Here is a 23,230-nt window from a genome sequence, read left to right as displayed (position 1 = left end):
AACGGATGTGAAAGACGGAAGACCCACGGTTGATTATTAACTTCGGCCGTTAAGTGAATAAGGACGCGTTCAAACCATGGTTAATGCTAGTCTGGGTTCGCGAAGACCAAGTAGACCTTTGAAGCCTTCCCCCAACTAAATGACCACTGGTTGATAGGTGTTGAAGGTTTGCGGATTCCCCCAACAATTAAAATTCAGCCCGTTTACTTTGAACATCTATGAACCATGTACATTCTATATCATATTGAGATATTTATAATAGGTTTATTTGTTATTAATTATATTAACTAACTTATGAAATAATAACCCGTTACGGTTGGTCTTGGAAAACCGTTTCCTGCCGTTCAATCAAACGACCGGTGATGAAAATCGTGATGGCTAGTACGAGACAGATGATGAGGGTGCTTTGCCAGGAACCTTGCCAACTTTTTAACAAGCCAAAGGAAAACGGACCGACCGTGGCGAATAAATAACCAAAAGTTTGCGCCATACCGGAGACTTCGATGGTTTCCCGCCCGTTACTTGTTTTTTGGGTGAAGAAGATAATGGCCAAATTAAACGAAAAGCCGGAAGCAATGCCCATTAGGAGGGCGAGCAAGCCGCCCATTATCAGGGTATGAATTGGAAGCAAGACTCCGACTGAACCGCAACCGAACCCAAGGCCAATCACGGCTAACATGAACCGTTTTCCACCCTTCGAGTTCGCAAATAGGGGCGTCAACAGCGCGCACGCCAAACAGGCGAGTTGCAGGATGGTCACGAGCATGGCCGCCACGGTCGGCGTGTAACCGACCGATTGAAAAATGGTGGGCATCCACGTCACGAGTGAATAGTATAGAAGCGCCTGCAGTCCGAAGAACAGGGTAATTAGCCAGGCCAGGCGATCCGTCCAAATTGAACGAGGAAGCCGGGGCTCGGCTTTAGCCGCTGGGCGCGTTTCCGCAGAGTGATCACCAAGTAGTAACAGACAGCCAATCACACTAACTAAGGACAGCAGAAACAGGCCCGTCATCGTAGTCGTAAGGGAATACTTGGTAGTCAGCAAACCAACCACGCCGGTTGCCAGTGAGCTCATGAGCACCATGGAAGTGGTGTACAAACTGACACCGCGGGTCGGGTGCTCGGGCATCCGTTCTTTGATAATGGCCGGAATAATCACGTTACCGCCGTCAATGCCTAAACCAATTAAAAAGGTCCCAAGTAGGAGTGCTACGACTTGCGGTAAAACGCGGAATCCGGCACCAAGGGATAGGATCAAAAAGGCGAACAGGAGAACGTGGGACGTGCCCCAACGCTGACTAGCCTTAGTGAAAACGGATGAAAAAATGGCGAAGGTCAATAGTGGAATGGAAGTCAATAAACCAGCAACGGTCGCGGAAAGGCCGCTGGCCCGTTGCAGATCGTGTATGATGGGTGGAATTGCAGTGATGGGTAACCGCATATTTACGGCTACGAGAACGATCCCGAGGGCCGTGAAGTGAGTATGACGTTGCACGGTGGCGCCTCCTTTCAAATCAATAATTATATTAATATTATAACGGTTTTAATCGGACAAAGTTTTGCTTGGCAGGAAATGCCGGAACTAATTTGATTAGAATTAAAATTAAATTAAAAAACAACTTGACAAATTTTAATCATTTCGCCATAATTGTGGTCAGCACGAAAGATGAGTAGCAATTTTTAACCGGCAACAGAGAGTCACCAACTGCTGAAAGGTGATCCGGAGCGAGTTGTGAAGATGGTCTTTTTTAACGAATTCAACTGGTGAGCGTACGCGTAAACTAGTTGCGGCAAATGCCCGTTATCGCAGCAGTTAGTTCTGCATGAGAGGTGTCTTTAGGCACTATTAAGGTGGTACCGCGGCCGTGGAGTCGTCCTTGTTATTTTAGATAACGGGACGGCTTTTTTTATCGCCTTAAAAATAAAAAAGGGATGAGGATGAGATTATGAGAAGAAATACGAAGTGGTTGTTAGCGTTAGTCGGAATTGTGGTGGTGTTCATTGCCATTTTTGGTTTGAGTCGCAACAGTAATGGTCGGGCCAGTGGGTCCAAGTTAAAAACGGTTAAAATCGGGGTTGCCGCCGGACCATACGGGGACATGGCAACTAAGGTCATCGGACCGTTGCTGGAAAAGAAGGGCTACAAAGTTGTGACTAAGGAATTTAACGACTACGTTCAACCGAATAAGGCGTTAAATTCTGGGGAAATTGATGCCAACCTGTTCCAACACTCGTTATATCTAAAAACCTTTGCCAAGGCGAACCATTTGAAATTATCCGCCATTGCGCAAACACCAACGCTCGGGATGGGTATCTATTCCAAGAAGCTTAAAAAATTGAGTGCCTTAAAGGATGGTGCGACCGTTTCAATTCCCAACGACCCGTCTAACCTGGCACGAGCACTGCAACTGTTAGCCGCCCAACACTTGATTACGCTCAAAAAGCACATCAACGTGACGACGGCCAGCAAGGCGGACATCGCGACTAATCCGAAAAATTTAACCATTAAAACGTTAGACGCCGCTCAATTACCACAATCACTAAGTAACGTTGCGATCACGGTAGTTCCCGGCAACTATTCCTGGAGTGCGAAGTTGGATCCGTCCAAGGCACTCGCATTGGAAAAACTGTCGGATGATTACAAAGAAGTTTTCGTGGTCAAAACGAGTAACAAGAATTCTAAGTTTGCTAAGGCGGTCAAGTCGGTGTTAAACAGTCGGGCGTTTAAGCAGGCCATTGCCAAGTCCCAGTTTAAAGATTTTGATCAACCCACGGGTTGGAAGTAGGGGGAACCGAATATGAGTCAAATTGAATTAAAAAATATTGACGTGACCTTTAAACAGAAGGGCCGGACGGTACAAGCCGTTAAAGACGTTTCCCTGAGTGTTGAAAAGGGTGAGATCTTTGGCATTGTAGGTTTATCTGGCGCTGGTAAATCAACGCTGGTTCGGACAATTAACTATTTGCAAGCCCCTAGTAACGGTCAGGTCGTAGTGGACGGGACCGATTTGACCCGGGCCAACGCTAAAACGATTGCCAAAGTTCGTCGGAAAATTGGGTTTATTTTTCAAAATTTTAACTTGATCAATAACCGGACTCTAGCCCAAAACTTGGCGTTTGCCCTAACTGCGGGCGGATATCCGGAAAAACAGCAACCCGCTCGAATCACTGAACTGTTAGATTTAGTGGGGCTGGCAGACCGACAGGATAACTATCCTAGTCAGCTGTCGGGTGGCCAAAAACAACGGGTGGGGATTGCCCGGGCGCTCGCCAACGACCCCGACATTCTCCTGTGTGACGAGGCGACGAGCGCGTTGGACGTCGAAACAGCCGAAGAAATCATTGAAATTTTAAAGGGCATTAATCAGCGGTTAAACATTACGATCGTTTTCATTACCCACCAACTGGAAGTCGCACGTAGCTTGTTTGACCGGGTCGCCGTGATGGAGAACGGTCAGCTGGTTGAACAGTCGTCAACGTACGATTTGTTTGCGGCACCCCAATCGGACATGGGGCAACGGCTAGTTAGTCGCTTTTTGGATACGACCTTGCCAGCCAAGGTCCAAGCCCAAGTGACGCAAACTGATGGTCAACTCTTAGCTTTACGGTACCGGGGCAGTGACTCACTGAACCCGATTATTACGAAGATTGCCAAGGAAACCGGCATCGATATTAATATTATTCAGGGCCGGGTTGAATTTATTCAGGAGCGTGCCATTGGGGTGCTGGTCGTATACTTGACCGGAACGGCGGTGGCAATCAGCCGGGCCGTGCAAGTCTTTAAACAACGGGTCGATTACGTTAAGGAGGTTACCACGCATGAATGAAACCATTACGATTTTACAGCAAAATTTAGGTACGGCCCTGTGGGATACCGCTAAAATGGTATTTATTTCGGGTTTCATTGGGATTATTTTTGGGACCCTAATTGGCCTGTTCTTGTACTATTTTTCGAACCCGTTGTTTTCACCGCGGCCGGTGTTAAACAGTATCTGTGGTTTTATTATTAACGCCATTCGCTCGTTACCATTTTTAATTTTAATGGTGGTTCTGATTCCGTTTGCAAAACTAGTCGCGGGTGATCCGTACACCCCACTAGGCGGGGCGGTTTCCCTATCCGTTGCGGCAATTCCGTTCTTTGCCCGTTTAGCCGAAGGGGCCTTTGCCGAAATTGACGCCGGGGTGGTCGAAGCGGCCCGTTCAACTGGTGCCGGCTTTTTCCTGATTTTTCAAGAAGTCCTCTTTCCGGAAGCCTTACCGGCGCTAATTCGGGGCGTGGTGTTGACGTTGATCAGTCTGTTAGGCTACTCCGCGATGGTCGGAACAATTGGTGCCGGTGGCATTGGGGACTTAGCTATTCAATACGGCTATAACCGTTACAATACCGGGGTTTTAATTAGTGTTATTGTGATTTTAATTGTGATCGTCCAAATCGTTCAGTGGTGCGGGGACCGCTTAGCGGAACACTACACGCGTTCGTAATTAATGGATTTGAAAGAGTTAATAAAAAGACAGTACCGTTCTGGTTAGCGACTGCGAACGGTACTGTCTTTTTATGGTGTGATTGAGCCCTAACGATCAAAGTTAATGAATTGTAACCGGATGGCGTTTAGGACGGCTAGAATGGTTACGCCGACGTCCGCAAAAACCGCCTGCCACATGTTGACCATGCCAAGGGCGCCGAGTAGTAAGAAAATAATCTTAACAACCAACGCAAAGGTAATGTTTTGAATCACGATTTGACGGGTACGTTTGGCAATCTGCATGGCTTGGGCAACTTTGGACGGTTCGTCACCCATAATCACGATATCGGCAGCTTCCACGGCGGCGTCGGAACCAAGACCACCCATGGCAAACCCGACATCCGCGGTTGCGAGGACGGGCGTATCGTTGATTCCGTCACCCACAAAGGCCACTTTTTTGTGCCGGTGGTGGGCTGGTGTAGTCAGTTGTTCAACAATTTTAACTTTGTCAGCGGGTAATAAATCGGTATAAACGTTGGTCATCTGGAGCTGCTTAGCAATGGTCGTCCCGACGGTGTGATTATCACCGGTCAGCATGACCGTTTGTTGGATACCACGCTGATTTAACAGTTGAATGGCCCGGTTAGCATCGTTTTTGGGTTCATCCGCAATGACCACGCAGCCCCAGTAATGGTTGGCAACCGCGACGTAAATGACCGTACCGGGGGCGTCCGGCTTAATAAAAGTGACGTTAGCGGCGTTTAGGGCCTTAGCGTTCCCGACAATTACGGTCTGCCCGTTAACGGTGGCCCGTAGTCCGTGCCCCGCTTGCTCGGTTGCGTCCTGAACGGGTAGCAGTTCACCCGGGTAAGCGGCTAAAATTGAGGCGGCAATCGGGTGCGTCGAATTCTGCTCCACGCTGGCGGCTAGCTGTAATAGCTGGTCTTGCGTGACGTTGGCTTGTGGCAACACGTCCGTAACGGCAAACTGACCCTTGGTGAGGGTTCCCGTCTTATCAAACGCCACGGTATCCACGGCGTTTAACGCCTCGAGGTAGTTGCTTCCTTTGACCAGGATGCCCTGTTTTGAAGCCGCACCGATACCGCCAAAAAAGCTTAGCGGGACGGAAATGACCAACGCGCACGGGCACGAAATCACGAGAAAGATTAGGGCCCGATAAATCCACGTGGACCAAGCGGCGCCAATTACGAGTGGTGGTAACACGGCTAGGGCTAGCGCTAGCCCGACAACGATGGGGGTATATACCTTAGCAAAGCGGGTAATGAACTTCTCGGTTGCCGTTTTTTTACTAGTGGCGTTTTGAACCAAGTCTAAAATTTTAGCAACCGTTGAATCCCGGTACGCTTTGGTGACCTTGATCCGGAGCGTTCCGGTTTGGTTGATGGCACCACTGAGGGCCGCGTCACCCACTTTTAAGTTTTGTGGAATCGATTCACCAGTTAACGCCGACGTATCGACCGCTGACTGCCCCAGAACAACGGTTCCGTCTAGGGGGATCTTTTCCCCGGGTTTAACTAAAATTGTTTGGTTAATTTGAACCTTGGCAGGCGCGACGACCTTAGTTTGACCATTTGTAATCAGTGTGGCGGAAGTGGGCTTCACCGCCATCAGCGCTGAAATTGACCGCTTGGAACGGTTAACGGCGACGTCTTCAAAGACTTCGCCAAGTTCGTAAAACAACATGACGGCAATCGCCTCGGGATATTCCCCTAAAATTAGGGCGCCAAGCGTGGCAATGCTCATCAAGAAATTTTCGTCGAAAAACTGGCCGCAACCAACGTTACGAATCGCTTTGTAAAGGATTCGGCCACCAATTACGACGTAGGCGACGAGGTACGTCGTAACGGTAACGGGAAGCGGCAAAGTGGCACTAACGCCAATAAGTAGTAAAATGAATGCAATTAGGATGCGGTTGATCGTTTTTTTAGTTGCCGGACTGAACTGCGCGCGTAATCGTTGCCGGCGTTTCTTGAACTGATAAACGGGTTGGGCGTTGTTCGTTTTCATGGCTCAGCCTCCTAAGAAAAGGTTTACATGAATGAGTGAATATATGAACAACCATTCATATATAAAGTATAATATAATAGTTTGTGAGGATTTTCAACAAAAATAAACAAGAGGATTACGTATGTCTGAAGAAAACTTTGAGCAGGAGCATCAAAAGGCCCTTTATAATTTGAAAGCGGAACTACCTAACGACGAGTCCCTAGCCGCCATGGTTAATATTTTTAAGGCGTTTGGCGATATGACCCGGGTCAAAATTATCCTGGCGTTAGCCGAGACGCCATTGAGTGTTGGGGAGATTGCGGACACGCTGAACATGAGTCAGTCGTCGATTTCCCACCAGCTGAGCGTGTTAAAACAACTAAATTTGGTTTCGAATGCGCGCCGTGGTCGTAACATTCATTACCGGTTGAGCGATCAGCACATTATCACCATTTTTCGGCAAACGCAGGAGCACATTATCGAAGACGAGAACGATTTTTAACGGTGTTGGTCCGTGGCGAGTCGTAACGGCAAGTAAAGAGCGTCAATTACTCATCAATTTATTTTGAGTAATTGACGCTCTTTAAAATTCCGTCGCAGTTTTTTTAAATCTTCTGAACTGAATGGACAACGTGATACCCCATTTGGCAGGGCGTTTCGGGCTGATTAGTTTGTAGCCAATGAATGGAAAGGTTGACCACCCCGCCGGCTAACAGTTGAACGTGGTAGGGGTGTGCTAGTATTTGGGTGCTTGAAATTAAGCGGTTAGTTTCAGCAAGACGGGGAAAGGCTTGTTCGAGGGTTTTAATGAGGGTCGTTGTTCGATCGGAGCGGACGAGTAAAAGTTAGTATGTTTTGGGTGATTTATTGACAAAGAAAACGGTTACATTCACTATACGTAGTGGGGAATAAAATAATTCATATTTACTTGGTTAAATGGGGCGTTTAGTAACCGGGTGACACCTTGGAGGAAACCATGCAATTACGAAGTTCACGGTTAATCATGACCGCGATGACGCTTACGCTGGGGATGACCTTAGTTGCACTAACGGGTCAGGCGGAGACGACAAATGCAACACTAGTAAGAAAAACAAGTATTAGCAATGCTAACTTGAGCAGTGTGCCAACTGTTAGGCAACCGAATTCAAGCCGGCTAAGTTCAGATCGTCGTGAAACCATCATTAGTGGTAAAGCTAGTCAGCGGTTAGCCGCCCCGACGGCCCCCGCTACGAAGACCATGACGGCTACCACGGCCAAACAAACGTTGACACTGACAAACGTTAAGGTCACTAAGTCCACGGTTAGCGGATACACGGTGGCGGGGACCACGGTGCAAATCATTAACGGTAACAAGGAAATTTTGGGAACTACGACGGCCGATGAACGGGGCCGTTTTTCTGTCACGGTTAGCACGGCCCTCACAAAGGTTCCCTTTACCTTACGGGCAACAAGGACGGGTTATCAGTCGGCGTCGTGGCGGTACCTGGCTAAGATAAAAGTCACCCGGGTGAAAGTTGGCAAAACGACCGTTAGTGGCCACGTGGCAGCCGGTGCTAAGGTTAAAATAATAAATAGTAAGAAAAAATTAGTGGGGTCGGACGTTGCCGATGTCGACGGTCATTTCACCATACAGACTACACAAATGGTTAACCGAACACCGTTTAAACTAAAAGCAACGCGAGCGGGCTACCACGCGGGAAGCTGGCAGTACGTTGCACCACTTAGAGTTAGTCGGGTGAAGGTGACAAAACACCGGGTCAGCGGGCAAACCACGGCGGGAGCCACGGTTAGCGTTTTAAACTTGAAAAAACGGGTGTTGGGGCGCGTCCGGGCCAATCGTAAGGGTCACTTTACCGTTAACACAATCCAGACAATCAATTCCAAGCCGGTGAACGTTACGGCCCAGAAAAAGAGCTATCAACCGGTTACTTGGAAATATACGGTTCCGCTGAAAATTTCCCGGGTGAAGGTCAGCGGTAGGACGGTGACTGGTCACACGGTGGCAGGAACCACGCTTAAAATGTTCAGTACCAAACAAAAAGTACTGGCCCGGGCACGAGCTGATGCGCGGGGAAACTTCAGGCTGCGGGCATCCCGGAGCTTAACGACGAGGACGTTTAACTTACGGGGCACCAAAAATCGTTATCGAACGGCAAGTTGGCATTATGCGGCCAAGAAGCTGAACGTACCGCTAATTGCGCAACGCCCGGAGTTGCCGACCGGGTGTGAAATTACCGCGGTGACGATGATGTTGCGCTACCAGGGGAGCAAAGTGACCAAGCTGAGTTTAACTTTGGAGATGCCGCGTAGCAGTAATCCTAACAAGGGGTTCGTGGGTAACCCGTACTCCAGTTATGGTTGGACGGTGTACCCGCCAGCACTGATGAAGTTAGTGAAAAAGCACGCCCATTCGGCAGTTAACTTAACGGGGACGTCGGTGGCAACGCTGAAGAAGCAAATTAATCGCGGTCACCCGGTAACGCTCTGGGTTAGCGGAGTCGATGGTTTTAACACCCACGCCCTGACTATGACCGGTTATAGTCCGGCTCGTATTTACTACAATGATCCGTGGACGAACAAAAAAACTAGTATGACCACTGCAAGTTTTAAAAAGTACTGGCGTCGGGATGGCCAGCGAGCCTTAAGTTATTAACCCGGTCGCTAAGTCCCTTTCCATTTAATTGATTTTGAATTAAAAAACCGATTGTATTTCTCATTGAGAAACGCAATCGGTTTTAACATTGCCTTAAACGGCTGATTACTTGGCGACCTTGCTCAAACCGTTGGCATAGTTGAGCTTCATGCTAGTTTGAGTGTTTGGCAGGTAAACGTTAAATTTAACTTTGTTGGAACCCACGGACTGGGCCTGCATTTTAACGCCGCGGGCGAGTAGTTCGTGATTCTTAAACACGGGGGTTACCCGGTAACGAACGTAGTGCTTGGAGCTGGCTTTTAAATAGGTCGCCACCTTGTTTTCGTACTTCGTCATGCCGGGATCGTTGAGTTGGCGGGTCCCGGTGATCAAGTTTTTCCAGTTATTATTTTGGCCCGTTAACTGGTAACCAATCAAGTGACTCCGGTTGTATAACCAGCCGGATTTAATCCGTTTATTGTGCCAGCCAGTCGGGTTAATGGTTAGGGCTTCACGCTTAGCCGTTGGCATTAGCTTTTTATTGAGCATGGCGTTTGCGGCGCTAGCCCGGTTATATAAATCTAGTTGACCGTACTTTTGCCAAGCGCCCTTTTTAGTGGAAAGGGTGGCCTTGCTGAAGCCGGGTTTATTTTTGTTAACAACCTTGACCCGGTACTTTTTGGCCGCTGCGACGTAGGTTCCGCTAGCTTTAGCGGATGTTTTTTTCTTCTTAGTGACCTTTTTGGCCGCTTTTTTCTTAGTAGTTTTCTTTTTAGCGACTTTTTTCTTGGCGACCGTCTTTTTCTTTTTAGGGGCCTTTTTAACGACCTTTTTCTTAGCAACTTTCTTTTTGGTTGGCGCCTTTTCGGTGGCGGATAACGTTAATCCTCGCCGTTTAGCAGTTGATAACGAAACTGAGTAGACCTTTTTGGCCCGGTTCAACCCCCGGTCGTGCCGATTGTAAAAATAATGTTTCCCCGTACGGGTGACGTAAACGGTCGTGGCGTGGGCGACCGTTGACGGTGTCACGGCGGTGGTGGCCGTCGCGCTCCCTAGTAGTAGGACGAACATCAAGAACCACTTAGTCCAAGTGGCGGTGACTTTCTTCATTTTATTCACTCCTCAAAAATAATGGTGTGGCGTAACTTCCCGTTGCCCCCGGAAGTAATTGCCATTAATTATTTTATATTAAGTTGAAAAATATAACCATAGTAATTAAATGATCAGTATGGTTTCATAAGGATAAGTCCGTAAAATGTGAGGACAAATGGGTGGTCATAAAGATTAACCGAATTTAAGGGGGAATGTTAGATGAACGACGTCACTTGGCAAGCGTTATATCAGCAAGCAGTTGCGACTTGTCAGCCGCACGATGTTTCGGCTACGGTCTACGCGGGGAGCGTGGCTGCGGCCGTGTTAACGGCAAACGGGCACGTTTACACCGGAATCTCAGTTGATACGGCGTGCTCGCTTGGGTACTGCGCGGAGCGAAACACACTGGTAGCATGTTAACGGCTGGTGAAAATACCGCTATTAAGGTGGTCGCGGTACGGGGTAACGAGTTGTTAATGCCGTGTGGGGCTTGCCGAGAATTTATGATGCAACTGGGGACGACTAGCCCTGACATTGAAATACTAGTTAACCTGCACCCCGTACGAACGGTTAAACTGGCAGAACTGATGCCCCACTATTGGCAGGCATCGGTGGAAAACGATAAAAATGGTGGATAACTAACCTGATCAAATGGTTATCCACATGTTGAAAACTATTCGTCCCGGGGTGCGTTGTCCACACGATGGTGGATAACCTTAAATGTCATAATTCACTTTATTCGGTGCGTAGATTCCACTAGAATAGAAGTATGAAGTACCGGAAGTTTAATTTAATTAGGATCTGCGGGGGTGCAGCATGGACACAATCAAAGTATCGCAAACTTTATCAATTAGTAATCACCGGGTTTTTTCGGCGGATTTAAACGAACACGATACCGTTTTTGGCGGTAAAACGTTAGCTACCATTGACGATAATTCGTCGATTGCGGCGTCACGACTGGCCCGGATTGAAACCGTTACCGCGTCGGTCGACCAGGTCAATTTTTTGATGCCGTTCCGGTTACAAGATTCAATGTGTATGGAATCGTACGTTTCTGGTGTCGGGAGTCGCTCCATTGAGGTGTTTACTAAGATCATTGGAGAACACTTAAAAACTGGCGAACGCTTTTTGGGCTTGACCTGCTTTTCGACCTTCGTGGTGACTCAACCGGGCATTACCTTGCCCCAATTAGTGGCGGATAAGCCGGAGTACGTTTTCGTGACGGAGGGCTATCAACAACGGCGGGCCGAACGGTTGGCGAAGTTAAAGCGGCAGGAACATTTTAACGGCCACATCAGTGTCAACGTGCCGTGGCAGGATTAATTTAACGCCTTTGCTTGGAAATTCATCCACGAGTAAAGGCGTTTTTTTATGGGATGAAAAGTGGCGGCTGACAAGACGTTTAGGTCCGTGTTAAGCTAAAAGCAATTTAGAAACGTAGAACGGTGGGATTAGTTTGAAAAGATTAAGTGTGACCGCGTACGGCTTGGTGCTAAGCGCCCTGATTGGGATACTTGCCAGCGCCTTTTTAATTGTCGAAGCGGCGGTGTCCGCCGTCTTGTGGCGCAGTACTAACCCGGGTTTGCAAATTTTGGTGGTTGCCGCGGGTGCCGGATTATTGTACGTCTTACTGAAACGGTGGCCACAAATGCCGCAAACTGCTCAGACCGCGATGGTTGGATTAAAGGAACACCAGCTGGGTGATTACCGGCTAGTTTTCGTCAACTTATTGGTGACCCTAGTCATTTTGAGCTTTGGTGCCGGAGTCGGGCCGGAAGCCGCGTTACTGAGTGCCATCATTACTTTGTCGAGTTGGCAAGCGGATAAAATTCGTTACCTTTATTTTAATTATGAGCAGGTTAAAGCGTTACCCGTTAAAACCCGTTTGCAACGGCTGCTGACGTTTAACAGCTATTTGCAGGCTTACGATGAACGCGTTGCGGTTAAAAGCTCACGGTTGTTGCGGCAAAAACGGTTACTATACTTGATATTTAGTCTTAACGGTCTGTTAGCATTCTTTATTTTGATGCGGCATACGGACCAACCGTCGTTTATTACCAAATTAGGTGCATCGACTTGGCACGCGCGCGATTGGTTCATTATCCTTCCGTTAATTATGGGGGCGGGTATCTACGGGCGACTCTGGCGCTGGCTGGGTCGCTACTGGCACAAGCTGATCCAGTGGTGGGCACCGGCACTCATGCTAAAAGTTATTTTAGGTGCGGTGGGGATCGTCGTGATTGCCCACTGGTTACCCGACCTGCTATTCTCGGGACAACACAGCGTGCACTTGTTAGTGGGCGCATGGCAGCACCGTGACCCGTGGCTGCTTAGTGGTATGGCCGCCGTAAAGCTTCTTTTCCTGGCCTGGTGTTTACAGTTTGGCTGGTGTGGTGGGGATATTTTTCCAATCCTCTTTGCCAGCTTTACCCAGGGGTTTGCAGTGGCCGCGTGGCTCCCGCAATTTGATCAGCTGGTGGTCGTAGCCGTGGTAGCAACTGCCATGGCCGGGTGTCTATTGGATAACCCGGTGGTGGCTGGCATCATGGTGCTACTATTTTGTCCACTAAACGTGAGCCCGCTAATCATTGTGACCGTCGGTATCCTGGTTGGAACTAAACGGTTGAAACGGTGGGAACGTAACCGTTAAGAAAGCGTTCAGACGGAACCATGTTTGCCATCCCGTAATGGGGTGGTGGACATGGTTTTTTGAATTGTAAAGTGGAAACTAACAAATGGCGCAAAATATACTTAAAAATAACGTCCTTTTTACAATGCCTAAACAGTTGATTGTTATGCTGATTTTAGTTTATCCAGGCAACGTTTAACGGACGGTGCTTAAAAGGGGAGGTGTTTAAAAATGACACGAACGCGTGATCAGGTCTTAGGAACACTGTATGGTCAGGCTATCGGGGATGCGCTGGGCATGCCAACGGAACTGTGGCCGGTGGAGACCATCCGGCAAAATTATCCGGAGGGCATCACCACCTTTGTGGCGGGAGCACCGAGTAATCGGGTGGCAAAAAACTACGCGCGTGGGGAGTATACCGATGATACCGGTCAGGCCCTCGCTATCTTAGATTCGCTGATTACGACCAACTGGCGGGCCGACCCGCAAAGCATTGTCCACCAAATTTTAGCGTGGGCGGACGCGGCAAATGCGTGGCAATTGAATATCCTGGGACCAAGTAGTAAGGCCGCGTTACTGGCCGTTAAAGCGGGACGTGATCCTCAAGCGGTGACCGCCCAAGCGCTAACTAATGGTGCTGCAATGCGGATTGCACCGGTGGGGGCGCTCTTTGAACCGCAGCAAACGTCAGCACTGATTAAGTTGGTGGCGACCGTGACCAAGGTGACCCATGCGAGTGACGTTGCAATTGGGGGTGCCGGTTTGATTGCCGGGGCCGTTACCGCGGCAATTGCCAATTACGATTGGGATGCAATCGTGACCTACGCTTTACGGGTTTGTGATCAAGCGTACCGGTTAGGGACTCCCACCTGGGCGGCCAAGCTCCGTTCACGGGTGGAACTAGGGGTACGACTTGCGCACGAGACCCGCAACGAGCCACAACGGTTCAGTCGGGCAATCTACGAACTAGTCGGCACCGGAACGATGATGTCGGAAAGTGCCGCGGCGGCAATTGCCATTGCGTACTATACCCGTGATGTACGTCAATGTGCGTTAATGTGTGCCAATTTGGGTGGGGATACCGATACGATTGGCGCAATGGCGACCGCCATTTGTGGGGCCAAAAATGGGGTCAACAGCATTGACCCGGCGTGGTGTCGAACCATTGATGAACAAAATCCGCTGCACGATTTACATACTTATGCGGACCAAATTTTAAATGCCAATATTAATTAGCTTTTGTGGGGGAAAAATTTCTAATGAATAATGATACGGTTAAAGTTTCAGAAAAAGATAAAACCTTAACACCTAGCAAACTCTTCTATAACTGGTTTGCCGCCAACGTCGGAATCATGGGCTTTGTCTTTGGCGCCATGATCGTAGCGTACCACTTGTCATTTGGGCAGGCGCTCTTTGCCGCTTTAGTTGGGAGCCTGTCGTTTTTAGTGCCTGGTTGGGTTGCCATGATTGGTCAACGGGAAGGCGTAACGACTTTTAAACTTAGTCGGGCCGCGTTTGGAACGTACGGCAACAAGATTCCCAATGCGATTGCCTGGTTCAACATGGTCGGCTGGTTAGCGGTCAACGTGATTACCGGAACAATGCTGCTAATGTCACTGTACGGGGTTTTAAACGTCCCTCAAAACGGTGTGACCCGGGCCGTCGCGTTGATAATTTTTGGTGGCCTAGTGCTGCTTTCAGGCCTATTAAAGGAAGCAACGCTGGGGAAAATTCAAACGTGGCTCAGTTACGTTTTTGGCGCGCTGACCGTCGTTATCCTGATCTTTTTCTTGACCAAGGCAAATTGGCACGCCGCGTTGAGCTTACCCGGCGGTCGGTGGGTGAGTGGTGTATTGCCAGCCATTAGCATTGTTGCCGCGGGATCTGGTATTTCTTGGTCCATGGCCGCGGCCGATTGGGGCGCCTACGTTAAACCCGGGACCAGTGCTAAGGCCACCTTTTGGAGTACGACCCTGGGTGGTGCCGTGCCGCTATTTATCCTGATGGCCGGGGGCATTCTGCTCAGTACGATCGAACCTTCGTTAGCGACAACTGGTGATCCGTTTGGCGTCATGTACCGCGCTTTACCGAGTGGGTTAGGAGTCATTTACTTCCTAGTCGCGGCTGGAGGCTTGATTCCGCAGTGTATCGTTTCATTGCGTTCGGCCCGCATTAACTTAGCTACGATGGGTATTAAAGTGTCCCAACCAGTTTCATTAACGATTCACGGATTGATCGTGATACTAGTGCCGGTCTACGTCCTATTTATTGCGGGAAACTTCTTAGCTAGTTTTGAAATTTTTCTCAGTTTCTTGGGAATCTGTTTGGCGAGTTGGGTGGCCATTTTTCTTTGCGACAGTGCGATGTTTAGAAAAGCAGGTTACGACGTGACGCTGATGACGACTGATTCTAAAGTTCGCTACAACTGGGGTGGCATTGGTGCGTGGGGAATTGCGACGGTGACGGGGTTCCTATTTACCAACAACGCCGTTTGGAACGGACCGTTTGCGCACGGTATTTTTCGCAATAATAGTTTAGGCGTGTTCGTCGCGGCCGGCGTGGCGATCATTTGTATGTTAGTTGTTAAGGCATTGAGCCGTAGTTCCGCGGTTGCGGGGGTTCGGTCATGAGTCGGGCCCTAATTTTAGGCGCCGTTTTTGTGGACGTGGTGGTCAACGTCCCCACACTCCCCACGTCCGGAGCCGACGTAACTGGTGAAGCGGTTGCCAGCCACGTTGGGGGCTGTGCCTACAACGTTTATGGTGCGGTACGGGCAGCTGGCCAAATTGCGGAACTGTTTGTACCGGTAGGAATTGGTGAGCAGGCGGCCACGGTGCGCGCCGATTTTGAACGGAACGGGATTCCAGTAACGCTGCCCGTTGAAACCGGCGATAACGGGTGGGATTTGGCGCTGGTCGAGCCGGATGGTGAACGGAGCTTTTTAACCATCGACGGTGTTGAGCAGTGTTGGCAGCCAGCTTGGTTTGACCGGCTGGACTTAACAAGTTACGACTACTTTTACATTAGTGGTTACGAGTTAGAGAATCCCATTTCGGCCCAAGTGATTTTGCAGGCCCTGGCACAGCGGCATTCGCAAGCGTACGTGGTTTTTGACCCGTCACCGCGGGTCACGCATTTGCCGGCCGACTGTCGTGATGCGATTTTAAGCGACCGAGTAATGGTGCACTGTAATGAAGCCGAACTTGACGAGTTAGTCCCAGGTGGGGATAACCTTGAGGATAAGTTACACCGGTTATTCACACTGACCCACAGCCCGGTCATCGTGACGTTGGGTCAACGGGGGACGGTGTATTACAATGGTCAAACTAGCCAAACACTTCCGGGTGCCACCGTTCCCGTTACGAATACGATTGGGGCGGGGGATACCCACTGTGGCGGACTCTTAGCGGGATTAATGGCCGGGATGGATTTGAAAACGGCGGTCCGGCAGGCTAACGAATTAGCCGCGCAAGTGATTCAGCAAGTTAACGGTTGTCTACCGCTGAAGTAAGAAAATGTGGAAAAATGAACTTAACCTAAAGCGCCCAGTTGTCCACAGTGGATAACTGGGCGCTTTAGGTCGGCATTAGCAGTTTCCAAGAGCACTAAGCCAAAATTTTAGGTCGGTGTCGGGTGCGGCTACCAATCCCAACTAACGGGTGCAACGTTGGTGAGCTTAGTCACGGGATGACAAAGACGAATCCGGGATTCCTCTGGATTTGAAAAGTCAAATTATTTTAAAATTTGTAAAATAATTTAATTTATGTAATCAAATTGTAAAAATACTGTTATACTACTAAGCGGTTACAAAAATAATACCGGAATCGATCCGGTCGAGATTAAGGGGACATTATCATGAAAAAATTCATGGTCGCATTGACTGGCTTAGTAACGGTGGCTACTGTGGGTGCTACGGTTACGGTACCAACGACTGCAATGACTGCTAACGCCGCAACTAAGTCGACTAAGAAGGTTACGAGCCCGAGTTTAAAGGTAAATGCCATCTATCATAACTCTAAGACCATCACCGGGACGGCAACTAAGGGTTCTAAGATTACGGTCAAGGCTACTAAGAATGCCAAGAAGAATTTGGGGAGTGCAACGGCCGCTAAGAAGACGGGCAAGTACACCGTTAAGCTTTCAAAGAAGTTAAAGACTAATAGTAACGTCTACGTTTATGCAACTAACCCTAAGACGAAGGCTTACTATTACGAAATTATTCGGGTTCAAGCTACCAAGAAAGCTACCACCAAAAAGGCAACCGCCAAGAAGACTACGGCTAAAAAAGCCACGACCAAAAAAGCGACTGCCAAAAAATCAGTAGCCAAAAAGGCCACTAAGAAGACAACTGCTAAAAAGTTTGACGTCAAGGCACCGGCAGGGACTTGGAAGTCCAACACGGCTAACAAGTATTCCCAAGTTTGGACGTTCAGTGCTAAGAAGGGCTTCAACCAAAAACTTTACAAGAATGGTAAAAAGACTAAGACCTTAGTGGCTTACGCTAGCTACAAAGCTTCCGCTACTAAGATTGCAAACGTTTGGAAGTTGACCTACACGCCAAGCGGTTCAAAGAAGAAGAGCACGGTTTACATGCGTTACACTTCCGCTAAGAAATTTAAGTTAGTTAACGCTAAGAACAAGGTTATCAAGACCAAGGCCGGCGTTGCACCAGCAGCTGCTTGGACTTTTACTCAAAAATAATTTAGGCGATTATGCCGCTGATCTCTCGGATTAAATTCCGGGAGATTTTTTTATGGCTAAATTTAGTGGATCAAAAAGAAGTACGGGGAGACCGGATGGCGCGCGGTTATCGGTAAAAAACGTCATAAAGTAAATGGCGGGTTGGTCGTACAAAAATAAACTGATTCGATAAATTTAGGGTTAATGGTTGACTACGTTAAACGTTGTTGGTAGAATGTAAACGCTTAATAAAACCATTGATTCATTCTTATATTTGAATGTTGGAATCAATTACGAAAACGGGCTTTGCGGGAGGTGTAAAGATTGCGAATATGCCGACGAGTCATAAGAATGGGGGTTATTAGTGTCATAACGTTGTTGTTGGTATTGCCCGGGTTTGCAAACGTGATTGCAAGGGCCGCAGATACCGCTTCCGATGCTTCCGGGGTGACAGACAGTTCGGAATTGGCGACTAGTTTGGATGCCATGAGCATTGCGAATCAGGCGGAAAGTGGTGATTCAGAAACGGCAACGACGAATGCGGAGAAGACGGCAACGACTACTTCCACCTCCAGTGAAGCGAGCCGTTCAAGTGAAGATAACGCGGCGAGTTCGGCAACGAGTTCAACGGCGTCAAGTCAGGCTTTAAAGACCCGTTCAATGGTCACGAAAGCCGAGAGTACGACGCCGGCGGGAACGTTAGGAACGGTAAAATGGTGGGTTACCCCGGCGACTGGTTCAACCACCATTACGACCAAGTGGGTATTGCACCTAAGTGGTGGAGATTTTCAGGGGACGGTCGGTAATTTAACTTCGGGGTCACCGTGGAATGACCTTGCCAGCAGTATTACTGAAGTTTCGATTGATGGTGAGATAACTGCTAGTGCCGCGACTAAATACGATTATCTGTTCGCAGGATTATACGCTGTCAGTCATATTGATCATTTGGAAAATTTGAATTTGAAGAATGTTACGAGTCTCAATTCAATGTTTTCCGGGGATTCACTGTTATCTTCCGTGGATATGAGTCAAAACGACTTTTCATCCGTTACTTCAATGAATTCGTTATTTTATTTGGATACGCATCTGGGATTGGCCGAAGACAATGTAACGGTGCTAACGGATGCCGTTAAACTGAACGGCAAAACCTTTACTAGTATGACGTCGATGATTTCAATGTTTTATTATTGTTCACGTTTAACCAGCGTTAACTTTAAAGACTGGGATGTGAGTACCGTTCAATCATACGTCAGCATGTTCATGAATTGTTCACGACTAACGGCGTTAGACCTTTCAACTTGGAAGATGAGCCCTAATGCCAAGTTGAGTAGTATGTTTTCCGGAATGAGCGCGCTGCGGCACCTGGTCCTTGGTGAAAATACGTTACTGACTGGTTCTGGACTACCCACGGTTTCTTCGACCGCACCGTATAACGGAACCTGGGTTTTACAAGGAACTAACCAAATGTATACCTCCGCGGAATTAATGGCACAGTATGACGGGCACACGATGGCTGGTGACTATTATTGGGCAACGGATGCCCAGGTTCAAGTCAATTACCAAGACGCGCTGGGGACGGCGGTCCATAAAAGTACGGTCATGTACGGTGCGGATGGTGGCCCGTACGAAACCACGCCGCTAGACATTGACGGTTATCAATTGGTCACAACGCCTAGTAATACTAAGGGAACCTATCAATCTGGAAAGACGATCGAGGTAACGTACGTCTATGCCGCCCTTGGACCGGCGTTTACGGAAACAATGACGGCCTTTAACTTTGGAAACCACAAGATTTCTAACGAAGAACAAATTTACGATTTAACGTCCAAAACGGGTGATCTCAAAATTAAAAATTATGGTACGGCCGGTTGGAGCTTATCGGCGCAATTAACAAAACCCTTTACGGGGACGACTACCGGGGCTTCATTGGATGCCACGTTGCTTTATCAAAACGCAGCTGGTGAACGGGCAACGATTGGGACGACTCAGCCCGTACAATTGATAGCGGATACAACTAGCGGTAGTGGGGAAGTTAACGTTTCTGAAAATTGGTTATCAACCGGTACGGAGGGCCTAAAACTGAAGGTAGCGGGTGGTACGGTTCCCCGGCAGGATACGTATACTGCTGAGGTGAGCTGGAGTTTAACTAACGGGGTCGAAAATAAGTAGTTGTTGTACCGTTACGTTTAGGCAACTGTCAGCATTTAAAGGTGGTGTTTGATGGAAATAGTTGATTTTGATAAGGACCAATCATCGTCATCATATGGCTATGATATGGCGTAAATACTGATAAGAAAATTAATAGCTAGTTATTACGGGTACTGCGTTATTAATGTTGCTAATCACAATTAAATTTAGAAAAAGGGGAACACAATCATGAAAAAAACACTCTTAGGGTTTATGCTTTCCGTTTCATTAATTGCGGGAATGGCCGTTACGGCAAGTGCTGATGACACGACTTCAAACAAATCTAACGGGCAAGTTGGATTTGAAAAAGGTTCAATAACGATTGATAATCAAAACAATGGTACGGATACGGATGCGGCTAATTTAGATTTTGGACTTAAAAATAAAATTGATTCAACGACGGATTCTTATCCCAACGTTAACACAGATGCAAAAATCTCCGTTTCTGACTTACGGGGAGACCCAACTGGTTGGAATTTAAGCGTGGCGCAGGATAGCTATTTTGAAACAACTGACAAGGATACTCTGAATGGTTCCAAGATTACCTTAGTGAGTTCTTACAGTACGGGTTCGTCTAATAGCGGGGAGGAAGCACCAACCCTAGTTAAGAAAGTTGAGCTTAATCCGGAAGATGGCAGTACACCGTTTATGACGGCGGCAAGCGGTCAAGGTAACGGTAATTCAATCGCAGATATCAGTCAGTCAACGTTGTCCGTACCAGCAAACTCGGCACGGTTGGCCAACAAAACGTATTCAACGACGTTAACTTGGGAATTGACGAGTCAACCTGGTAACCAATAGTTAAGGTGGCGGGTTGAAGAACGGTGGGATGTTACAGCTCGCCGTTTATCATACATAAGAGGAGGTCATAGCGGTGTTTAAAAAGTGGCAAAAAATTGGTTTGGTCTTGATCGTAGGCTTGGCGGGACTATTATTAGGTGGTAAGGCTTCGGCCAATACGGTTGGTTTTGAAGTTTCTCCCGTAATTCCCAAGAATCAGGTCGACCAATCGGTGACGTATTTTGATTTAAAGTTAAAACCTCAGCAGACGCAAACACTGGCGGTCAACGTTAAAAATACCAGTTCTAAATCAATTACGGTCCATACCAGTGTCGCCAAGGCCACCACTAACGTCAACGCTGCTGTGCAATATAAATATTTGAAAGCGGATAAAAGTATCAACCTGCCGTACGATATTAGTAAATTGATTACGACCAAGCAACGGAACCTTACCCTAAAAAAGGGTGAGAGTAAGGTCGTTAACTTTAAAATTAAAATGCCCAAAAAGTCTTATGAGGGATTGTTGGTTGGGGGATTGACATTTTTAAAACAGGCGGATAAAAAGCCGGACAAGCACGCCGTCGCCATACGCAACCAGTACTCGTACACGATTGCAACGGTCTTGCACGGTAAGAAGGAATTTAAGAAAAATCAACTGACGTTGGGGGAAATTAAAGCAACCCAATCCAACAGTTACAATCAGATTTCTATCGAACTTGAAAACCGGACGGCCGCCTTTTTAAATAAGTTAGCAACCAACGTTCAGATCTATAAGTATGGTGGTACGAAGGCGGTCTATCAACAGAAAAATAAAAATGGACAAATGGCGCCTAATTCCGTTTATGCGTTGCCTCTTAAGGTGGGGACGACGCCGTTAAAGCCGGGTAAGTACACGGCAAAAATTATCGTCACTTCTAAGAAACAACACTGGGAATTTACTAAGGACTTTACGATTACGGGTAAGCAGGCGGATAAACTTAATAAAAGTGCCGTAATTGACCACCAAACCAATTGGTGGTTATGGATTGGGGTGGGCCTATTAATTTTATTACTGTTAGCTTTATTAGGTTACTATATTTACCGGAAACAACGAAAAATTAAGGATTTGGAAAAACAGCTGAGAGAGCAGCAAGAAAATGATAACCATTAGTCCGTGGTAGTAGTGAAAAAACGGTACGACGGTTGACGGACAAGGTTGCTAAAACTGGACCGTGGTTGGTGAGTGAGCGTTATATTTTAAAATTACAAAAAATTAAGGCAAATGGGGTGCAGGACTCCGTTTGCTTTTTTGGTAAGTTATTTAGTTTGGTTTCACAATTAATGGTTATAAAAAATGGGTCCGCGTTTTTAAGCGTGCTATGGTGAAAGTGGTGATGGGGAGGTTGTTAATATGGTAAGACCGTATCAACGAATTTACCAAGAAGTACCGAATTATCAGGCCACGGTCAAAGGGGTTCAAACTGTTATGGACACCGACGCGTTAGCCATGAACGGTGGTATTACGCCGCCAATCGTGGCGCGACAAATGACCAGCGTTTTTTTGACTTTAGCGTTATCGGGGCAATTGATAGTTTAAAACAAGTCGTAATTCACGGTTGAATTTTTAAGAAAGGGTGATTATTAGGATGAAGACAATTAAATTAGGCGACAGTCAGCTAGGCGTTTCGGCGGTAGCGTTGGGCATTATGCGGATGGTCAGTCTGGATACTAGTGCCGCGACTAAGGTGTTGGAAACCGTTCACGCCAAGGGGGTCAACTTTATTGATGCCGCCGATATTTACGGCAACGGCGAATCGGAACGCATCTTTGGTCAGGCCCTCAAACAAGCCGACTTAAAACGGGATGACTTTTTCATTCAGTCGAAGGGCGGCATCGTACTTGATCCCAACCGTAGCCACGGGGACTTAGTTTTCGGCAAACGGTATGATTTTTCTAAAAAGCACATCATTGCGGCGGTTGACGGGATCTTGCAACGGATGCAGTTGGATTATTTAGACGGTTTCTTACTTCACCGGCCCGATCCTTTAATGGACCCCGCCGAAGTTGCCGCGGCCTTTGACGAACTACAGGCTGCTGGGAAGGTTCGGCACTTCGGGGTTTCTAACTTTAACCCGATGCAGGTCACGATGTTACAAGCGGCCCTAAGCCAGAAATTAATGGTCAACCAGTTACAGTTTGGTGTCATGCACACCGGTCCCATTCAGTTTGGGTTACATACCAACATGCAAGATGATTCCAGTGTTAACCACGATGGCGAGATTATTGAGTATTCCCGCTTACACCACATGACGATTCAGGCTTGGTCACCGTACCAATACGGAACCTTTGCGGGCACTTACATTGATAACCCGAAGTTCCCCAAACTCAATAAGAAGTTACAGGAATTAGCGGATAAGTACGCCGTAACTAAGAATGCGATTGCGACGGCGTGGATCGTCCGGCACCCGGCTAACATGCAGGTGATTTTAGGTTCAATGAATCCGCAGCATCTAAGTGAAAGTATTGCCGGTACGGATGTACACTTGACGCGGCAAGAATGGTACGACGTTTACTTCGCGGCGGGCAACGATTTGCCATAACACAATGGGTTATTACCATTCGTGGCGGGTCATACTCGCATTAATGATGGACTAACTTTAAATGGAATAGACTGCTTTGAATTTAGGAACACCGCTGGGCTAATGTCCGGTGGTGTTTTTTAAACTAAATTGGGGACGGGAAAAAGTGTGGAATAATTTTTACATCAATAAAGAATATTTA

Annotated in this window: 21 protein-coding genes; 18 read left to right on the top strand and 3 right to left on the bottom strand. The window is 47.7% G+C overall.

Going from position 1 to position 23,230, the window contains the following annotated elements; translation table 11 throughout:
- Positions 1 to 310 precede the first annotated feature (310 nt).
- Complete coding sequence (locus D1831_RS08035; RefSeq protein WP_225422826.1) at positions 311 to 1,495, bottom strand: MFS transporter; 1,185 nt, start codon at positions 1,493 to 1,495, stop codon at positions 311 to 313.
- 451 nt (positions 1,496 to 1,946) lie between these two features.
- Between D1831_RS08035 and D1831_RS08030 the strand changes: the two genes are divergently transcribed.
- Genes D1831_RS08030 through D1831_RS08020 form a run of 3 tightly spaced genes read left to right on the top strand, consistent with a single transcriptional unit; the run spans position 1,947 to position 4,482 of the window.
- On the top strand, positions 1,947 to 2,786 hold the full coding sequence (locus tag D1831_RS08030; protein WP_125072416.1) for a MetQ/NlpA family ABC transporter substrate-binding protein: 840 nt from the start codon (positions 1,947 to 1,949) through the stop codon (positions 2,784 to 2,786).
- Between the two features lie 12 nt (positions 2,787 to 2,798).
- A complete protein-coding gene (locus tag D1831_RS08025; protein WP_125072415.1) occupies positions 2,799 to 3,827 on the top strand; it encodes a methionine ABC transporter ATP-binding protein in 1,029 nt (342 codons plus the stop codon).
- The gene (locus D1831_RS08020; protein ID WP_125072414.1) at positions 3,820 to 4,482 is read left to right on the top strand and encodes a methionine ABC transporter permease; all 663 of its coding nucleotides are present in this window, start codon (positions 3,820 to 3,822) and stop codon (positions 4,480 to 4,482) included. The genes D1831_RS08025 and D1831_RS08020 overlap by 8 nt, the downstream gene beginning before the upstream one ends.
- 89 nt (positions 4,483 to 4,571) lie before the next feature.
- On the opposite strand, the gene D1831_RS08015 is transcribed toward D1831_RS08020, so the two are convergent.
- Positions 4,572 to 6,491 (bottom strand): heavy metal translocating P-type ATPase, encoded by a 1,920-nt coding sequence (locus D1831_RS08015; RefSeq protein WP_125072413.1) that lies wholly within the window; start codon positions 6,489 to 6,491, stop codon positions 4,572 to 4,574.
- Between the two features lie 121 nt (positions 6,492 to 6,612).
- Here D1831_RS08015 and D1831_RS08010 point away from each other — a divergent pair, with 121 nt between their 5' ends.
- Positions 6,613 to 6,972, top strand: coding sequence for an ArsR/SmtB family transcription factor (locus tag D1831_RS08010; protein WP_125072412.1), 360 nt, complete (start codon positions 6,613 to 6,615; stop codon positions 6,970 to 6,972).
- A 474-nt stretch (positions 6,973 to 7,446) separates the two neighbouring features.
- On the top strand, positions 7,447 to 9,123 hold the full coding sequence (locus D1831_RS14880; protein WP_158610649.1) for a C39 family peptidase: 1,677 nt from the start codon (positions 7,447 to 7,449) through the stop codon (positions 9,121 to 9,123).
- A 105-nt stretch (positions 9,124 to 9,228) separates the two neighbouring features.
- On the opposite strand, the gene D1831_RS08000 is transcribed toward D1831_RS14880, so the two are convergent.
- Positions 9,229 to 10,212, bottom strand: a complete 984-nt coding sequence (locus D1831_RS08000) for a DNA/RNA non-specific endonuclease (RefSeq protein WP_225422825.1) — start codon at positions 10,210 to 10,212, stop codon at positions 9,229 to 9,231.
- A 201-nt stretch (positions 10,213 to 10,413) separates the two neighbouring features.
- On the opposite strand from D1831_RS08000, the gene D1831_RS14625 reads away from it, so the two are divergent.
- The 13 genes from D1831_RS14625 (at position 10,414) to D1831_RS07935 (ending at position 23,049) form a co-directional block, all read left to right on the top strand.
- The gene (locus D1831_RS14625) at positions 10,414 to 10,614 is read left to right on the top strand and encodes a cytidine/deoxycytidylate deaminase family protein (RefSeq protein ID WP_225422824.1); all 201 of its coding nucleotides are present in this window, start codon (positions 10,414 to 10,416) and stop codon (positions 10,612 to 10,614) included.
- Complete coding sequence (locus tag D1831_RS14620; RefSeq protein WP_225422822.1) at positions 10,608 to 10,832, top strand: hypothetical protein; 225 nt, start codon at positions 10,608 to 10,610, stop codon at positions 10,830 to 10,832. The genes D1831_RS14625 and D1831_RS14620 overlap by 7 nt, the downstream gene beginning before the upstream one ends.
- A gap of 178 nt (positions 10,833 to 11,010) precedes the next feature.
- A complete protein-coding gene (locus D1831_RS07990) occupies positions 11,011 to 11,517 on the top strand; it encodes an acyl-CoA thioesterase (RefSeq protein ID WP_125072411.1) in 507 nt (168 codons plus the stop codon).
- A gap of 133 nt (positions 11,518 to 11,650) precedes the next feature.
- On the top strand, positions 11,651 to 12,844 hold the full coding sequence (locus D1831_RS07985) for a chloride channel protein (protein ID WP_125072410.1): 1,194 nt from the start codon (positions 11,651 to 11,653) through the stop codon (positions 12,842 to 12,844).
- Positions 12,845 to 13,054: 210 nt separating this feature from the next.
- The gene (locus D1831_RS07980; protein WP_125072409.1) at positions 13,055 to 14,059 is read left to right on the top strand and encodes an ADP-ribosylglycohydrolase family protein; all 1,005 of its coding nucleotides are present in this window, start codon (positions 13,055 to 13,057) and stop codon (positions 14,057 to 14,059) included.
- A 23-nt stretch (positions 14,060 to 14,082) separates the two neighbouring features.
- A complete protein-coding gene (locus D1831_RS07975; protein ID WP_125072408.1) occupies positions 14,083 to 15,453 on the top strand; it encodes a purine-cytosine permease family protein in 1,371 nt (456 codons plus the stop codon).
- Positions 15,450 to 16,334, top strand: a complete 885-nt coding sequence (locus tag D1831_RS07970; protein ID WP_125072407.1) for a PfkB family carbohydrate kinase — start codon at positions 15,450 to 15,452, stop codon at positions 16,332 to 16,334. Before D1831_RS07975 ends, D1831_RS07970 begins: the two co-directional genes overlap by 4 nt.
- A 344-nt stretch (positions 16,335 to 16,678) precedes the next feature.
- The gene (locus tag D1831_RS14375) at positions 16,679 to 17,524 is read left to right on the top strand and encodes an Ig-like domain-containing protein (protein WP_158610648.1); all 846 of its coding nucleotides are present in this window, start codon (positions 16,679 to 16,681) and stop codon (positions 17,522 to 17,524) included.
- A 330-nt stretch (positions 17,525 to 17,854) separates the two neighbouring features.
- Complete coding sequence (locus tag D1831_RS07955; RefSeq protein ID WP_125072404.1) at positions 17,855 to 19,672, top strand: BspA family leucine-rich repeat surface protein; 1,818 nt, start codon at positions 17,855 to 17,857, stop codon at positions 19,670 to 19,672.
- 207 nt (positions 19,673 to 19,879) lie between these two features.
- The gene (locus tag D1831_RS07950; RefSeq protein ID WP_125072403.1) at positions 19,880 to 20,491 is read left to right on the top strand and encodes a WxL domain-containing protein; all 612 of its coding nucleotides are present in this window, start codon (positions 19,880 to 19,882) and stop codon (positions 20,489 to 20,491) included.
- A gap of 67 nt (positions 20,492 to 20,558) precedes the next feature.
- Complete coding sequence (locus tag D1831_RS07945; RefSeq protein WP_125072402.1) at positions 20,559 to 21,620, top strand: DUF916 and DUF3324 domain-containing protein; 1,062 nt, start codon at positions 20,559 to 20,561, stop codon at positions 21,618 to 21,620.
- Positions 21,621 to 21,860: 240 nt separating this feature from the next.
- On the top strand, positions 21,861 to 22,046 hold the full coding sequence (locus tag D1831_RS07940) for a hypothetical protein (RefSeq protein WP_125072401.1): 186 nt from the start codon (positions 21,861 to 21,863) through the stop codon (positions 22,044 to 22,046).
- Between the two features lie 49 nt (positions 22,047 to 22,095).
- The gene (locus D1831_RS07935) at positions 22,096 to 23,049 is read left to right on the top strand and encodes an aldo/keto reductase (protein WP_125072400.1); all 954 of its coding nucleotides are present in this window, start codon (positions 22,096 to 22,098) and stop codon (positions 23,047 to 23,049) included.
- The last annotated feature ends 181 nt before the right edge of the window (positions 23,050 to 23,230 follow it).

The sequence above is a fragment of the Lactiplantibacillus garii genome, from assembly GCF_003885105.1.
Lineage (GTDB): Bacteria > Bacillota > Bacilli > Lactobacillales > Lactobacillaceae > Lactiplantibacillus > Lactiplantibacillus garii.
This window is presented reverse-complemented; position numbering and strand designations above follow the sequence as displayed.

What these genes read in the sequence shown, in the direction of transcription:
- D1831_RS08030 (WP_125072416.1), top strand. Translation starts at nt 1,947, where the DNA reads ATGAGAAGAAATACGAAGTGGTTGTTAGCGTTAGTCGGAATTGTGGTG.
- D1831_RS08025 (WP_125072415.1), top strand. Translation starts at nt 2,799, where the DNA reads ATGAGTCAAATTGAATTAAAAAATATTGACGTGACCTTTAAACAGAAG.
- D1831_RS08020 (WP_125072414.1), top strand. Translation starts at nt 3,820, where the DNA reads ATGAATGAAACCATTACGATTTTACAGCAAAATTTAGGTACGGCCCTG.
- D1831_RS08015 (WP_125072413.1), bottom strand. Translation starts at nt 6,491, where the DNA reads ATGAAAACGAACAACGCCCAACCCGTTTATCAGTTCAAGAAACGCCGG.
- D1831_RS08010 (WP_125072412.1), top strand. Translation starts at nt 6,613, where the DNA reads ATGTCTGAAGAAAACTTTGAGCAGGAGCATCAAAAGGCCCTTTATAAT.
- D1831_RS14880 (WP_158610649.1), top strand. Translation starts at nt 7,447, where the DNA reads ATGCAATTACGAAGTTCACGGTTAATCATGACCGCGATGACGCTTACG.
- D1831_RS08000 (WP_225422825.1), bottom strand. Translation starts at nt 10,212, where the DNA reads ATGAAGAAAGTCACCGCCACTTGGACTAAGTGGTTCTTGATGTTCGTC.
- D1831_RS14625 (WP_225422824.1), top strand. Translation starts at nt 10,414, where the DNA reads ATGAACGACGTCACTTGGCAAGCGTTATATCAGCAAGCAGTTGCGACT.
- D1831_RS14620 (WP_225422822.1), top strand. Translation starts at nt 10,608, where the DNA reads ATGTTAACGGCTGGTGAAAATACCGCTATTAAGGTGGTCGCGGTACGG.
- D1831_RS07990 (WP_125072411.1), top strand. Translation starts at nt 11,011, where the DNA reads ATGGACACAATCAAAGTATCGCAAACTTTATCAATTAGTAATCACCGG.
- D1831_RS07980 (WP_125072409.1), top strand. Translation starts at nt 13,055, where the DNA reads ATGACACGAACGCGTGATCAGGTCTTAGGAACACTGTATGGTCAGGCT.
- D1831_RS07975 (WP_125072408.1), top strand. Translation starts at nt 14,083, where the DNA reads ATGAATAATGATACGGTTAAAGTTTCAGAAAAAGATAAAACCTTAACA.
- D1831_RS07970 (WP_125072407.1), top strand. Translation starts at nt 15,450, where the DNA reads ATGAGTCGGGCCCTAATTTTAGGCGCCGTTTTTGTGGACGTGGTGGTC.
- D1831_RS14375 (WP_158610648.1), top strand. Translation starts at nt 16,679, where the DNA reads ATGAAAAAATTCATGGTCGCATTGACTGGCTTAGTAACGGTGGCTACT.
- D1831_RS07955 (WP_125072404.1), top strand. Translation starts at nt 17,855, where the DNA reads ATGGGGGTTATTAGTGTCATAACGTTGTTGTTGGTATTGCCCGGGTTT.
- D1831_RS07950 (WP_125072403.1), top strand. Translation starts at nt 19,880, where the DNA reads ATGAAAAAAACACTCTTAGGGTTTATGCTTTCCGTTTCATTAATTGCG.
- D1831_RS07940 (WP_125072401.1), top strand. Translation starts at nt 21,861, where the DNA reads ATGGTAAGACCGTATCAACGAATTTACCAAGAAGTACCGAATTATCAG.
- D1831_RS07935 (WP_125072400.1), top strand. Translation starts at nt 22,096, where the DNA reads ATGAAGACAATTAAATTAGGCGACAGTCAGCTAGGCGTTTCGGCGGTA.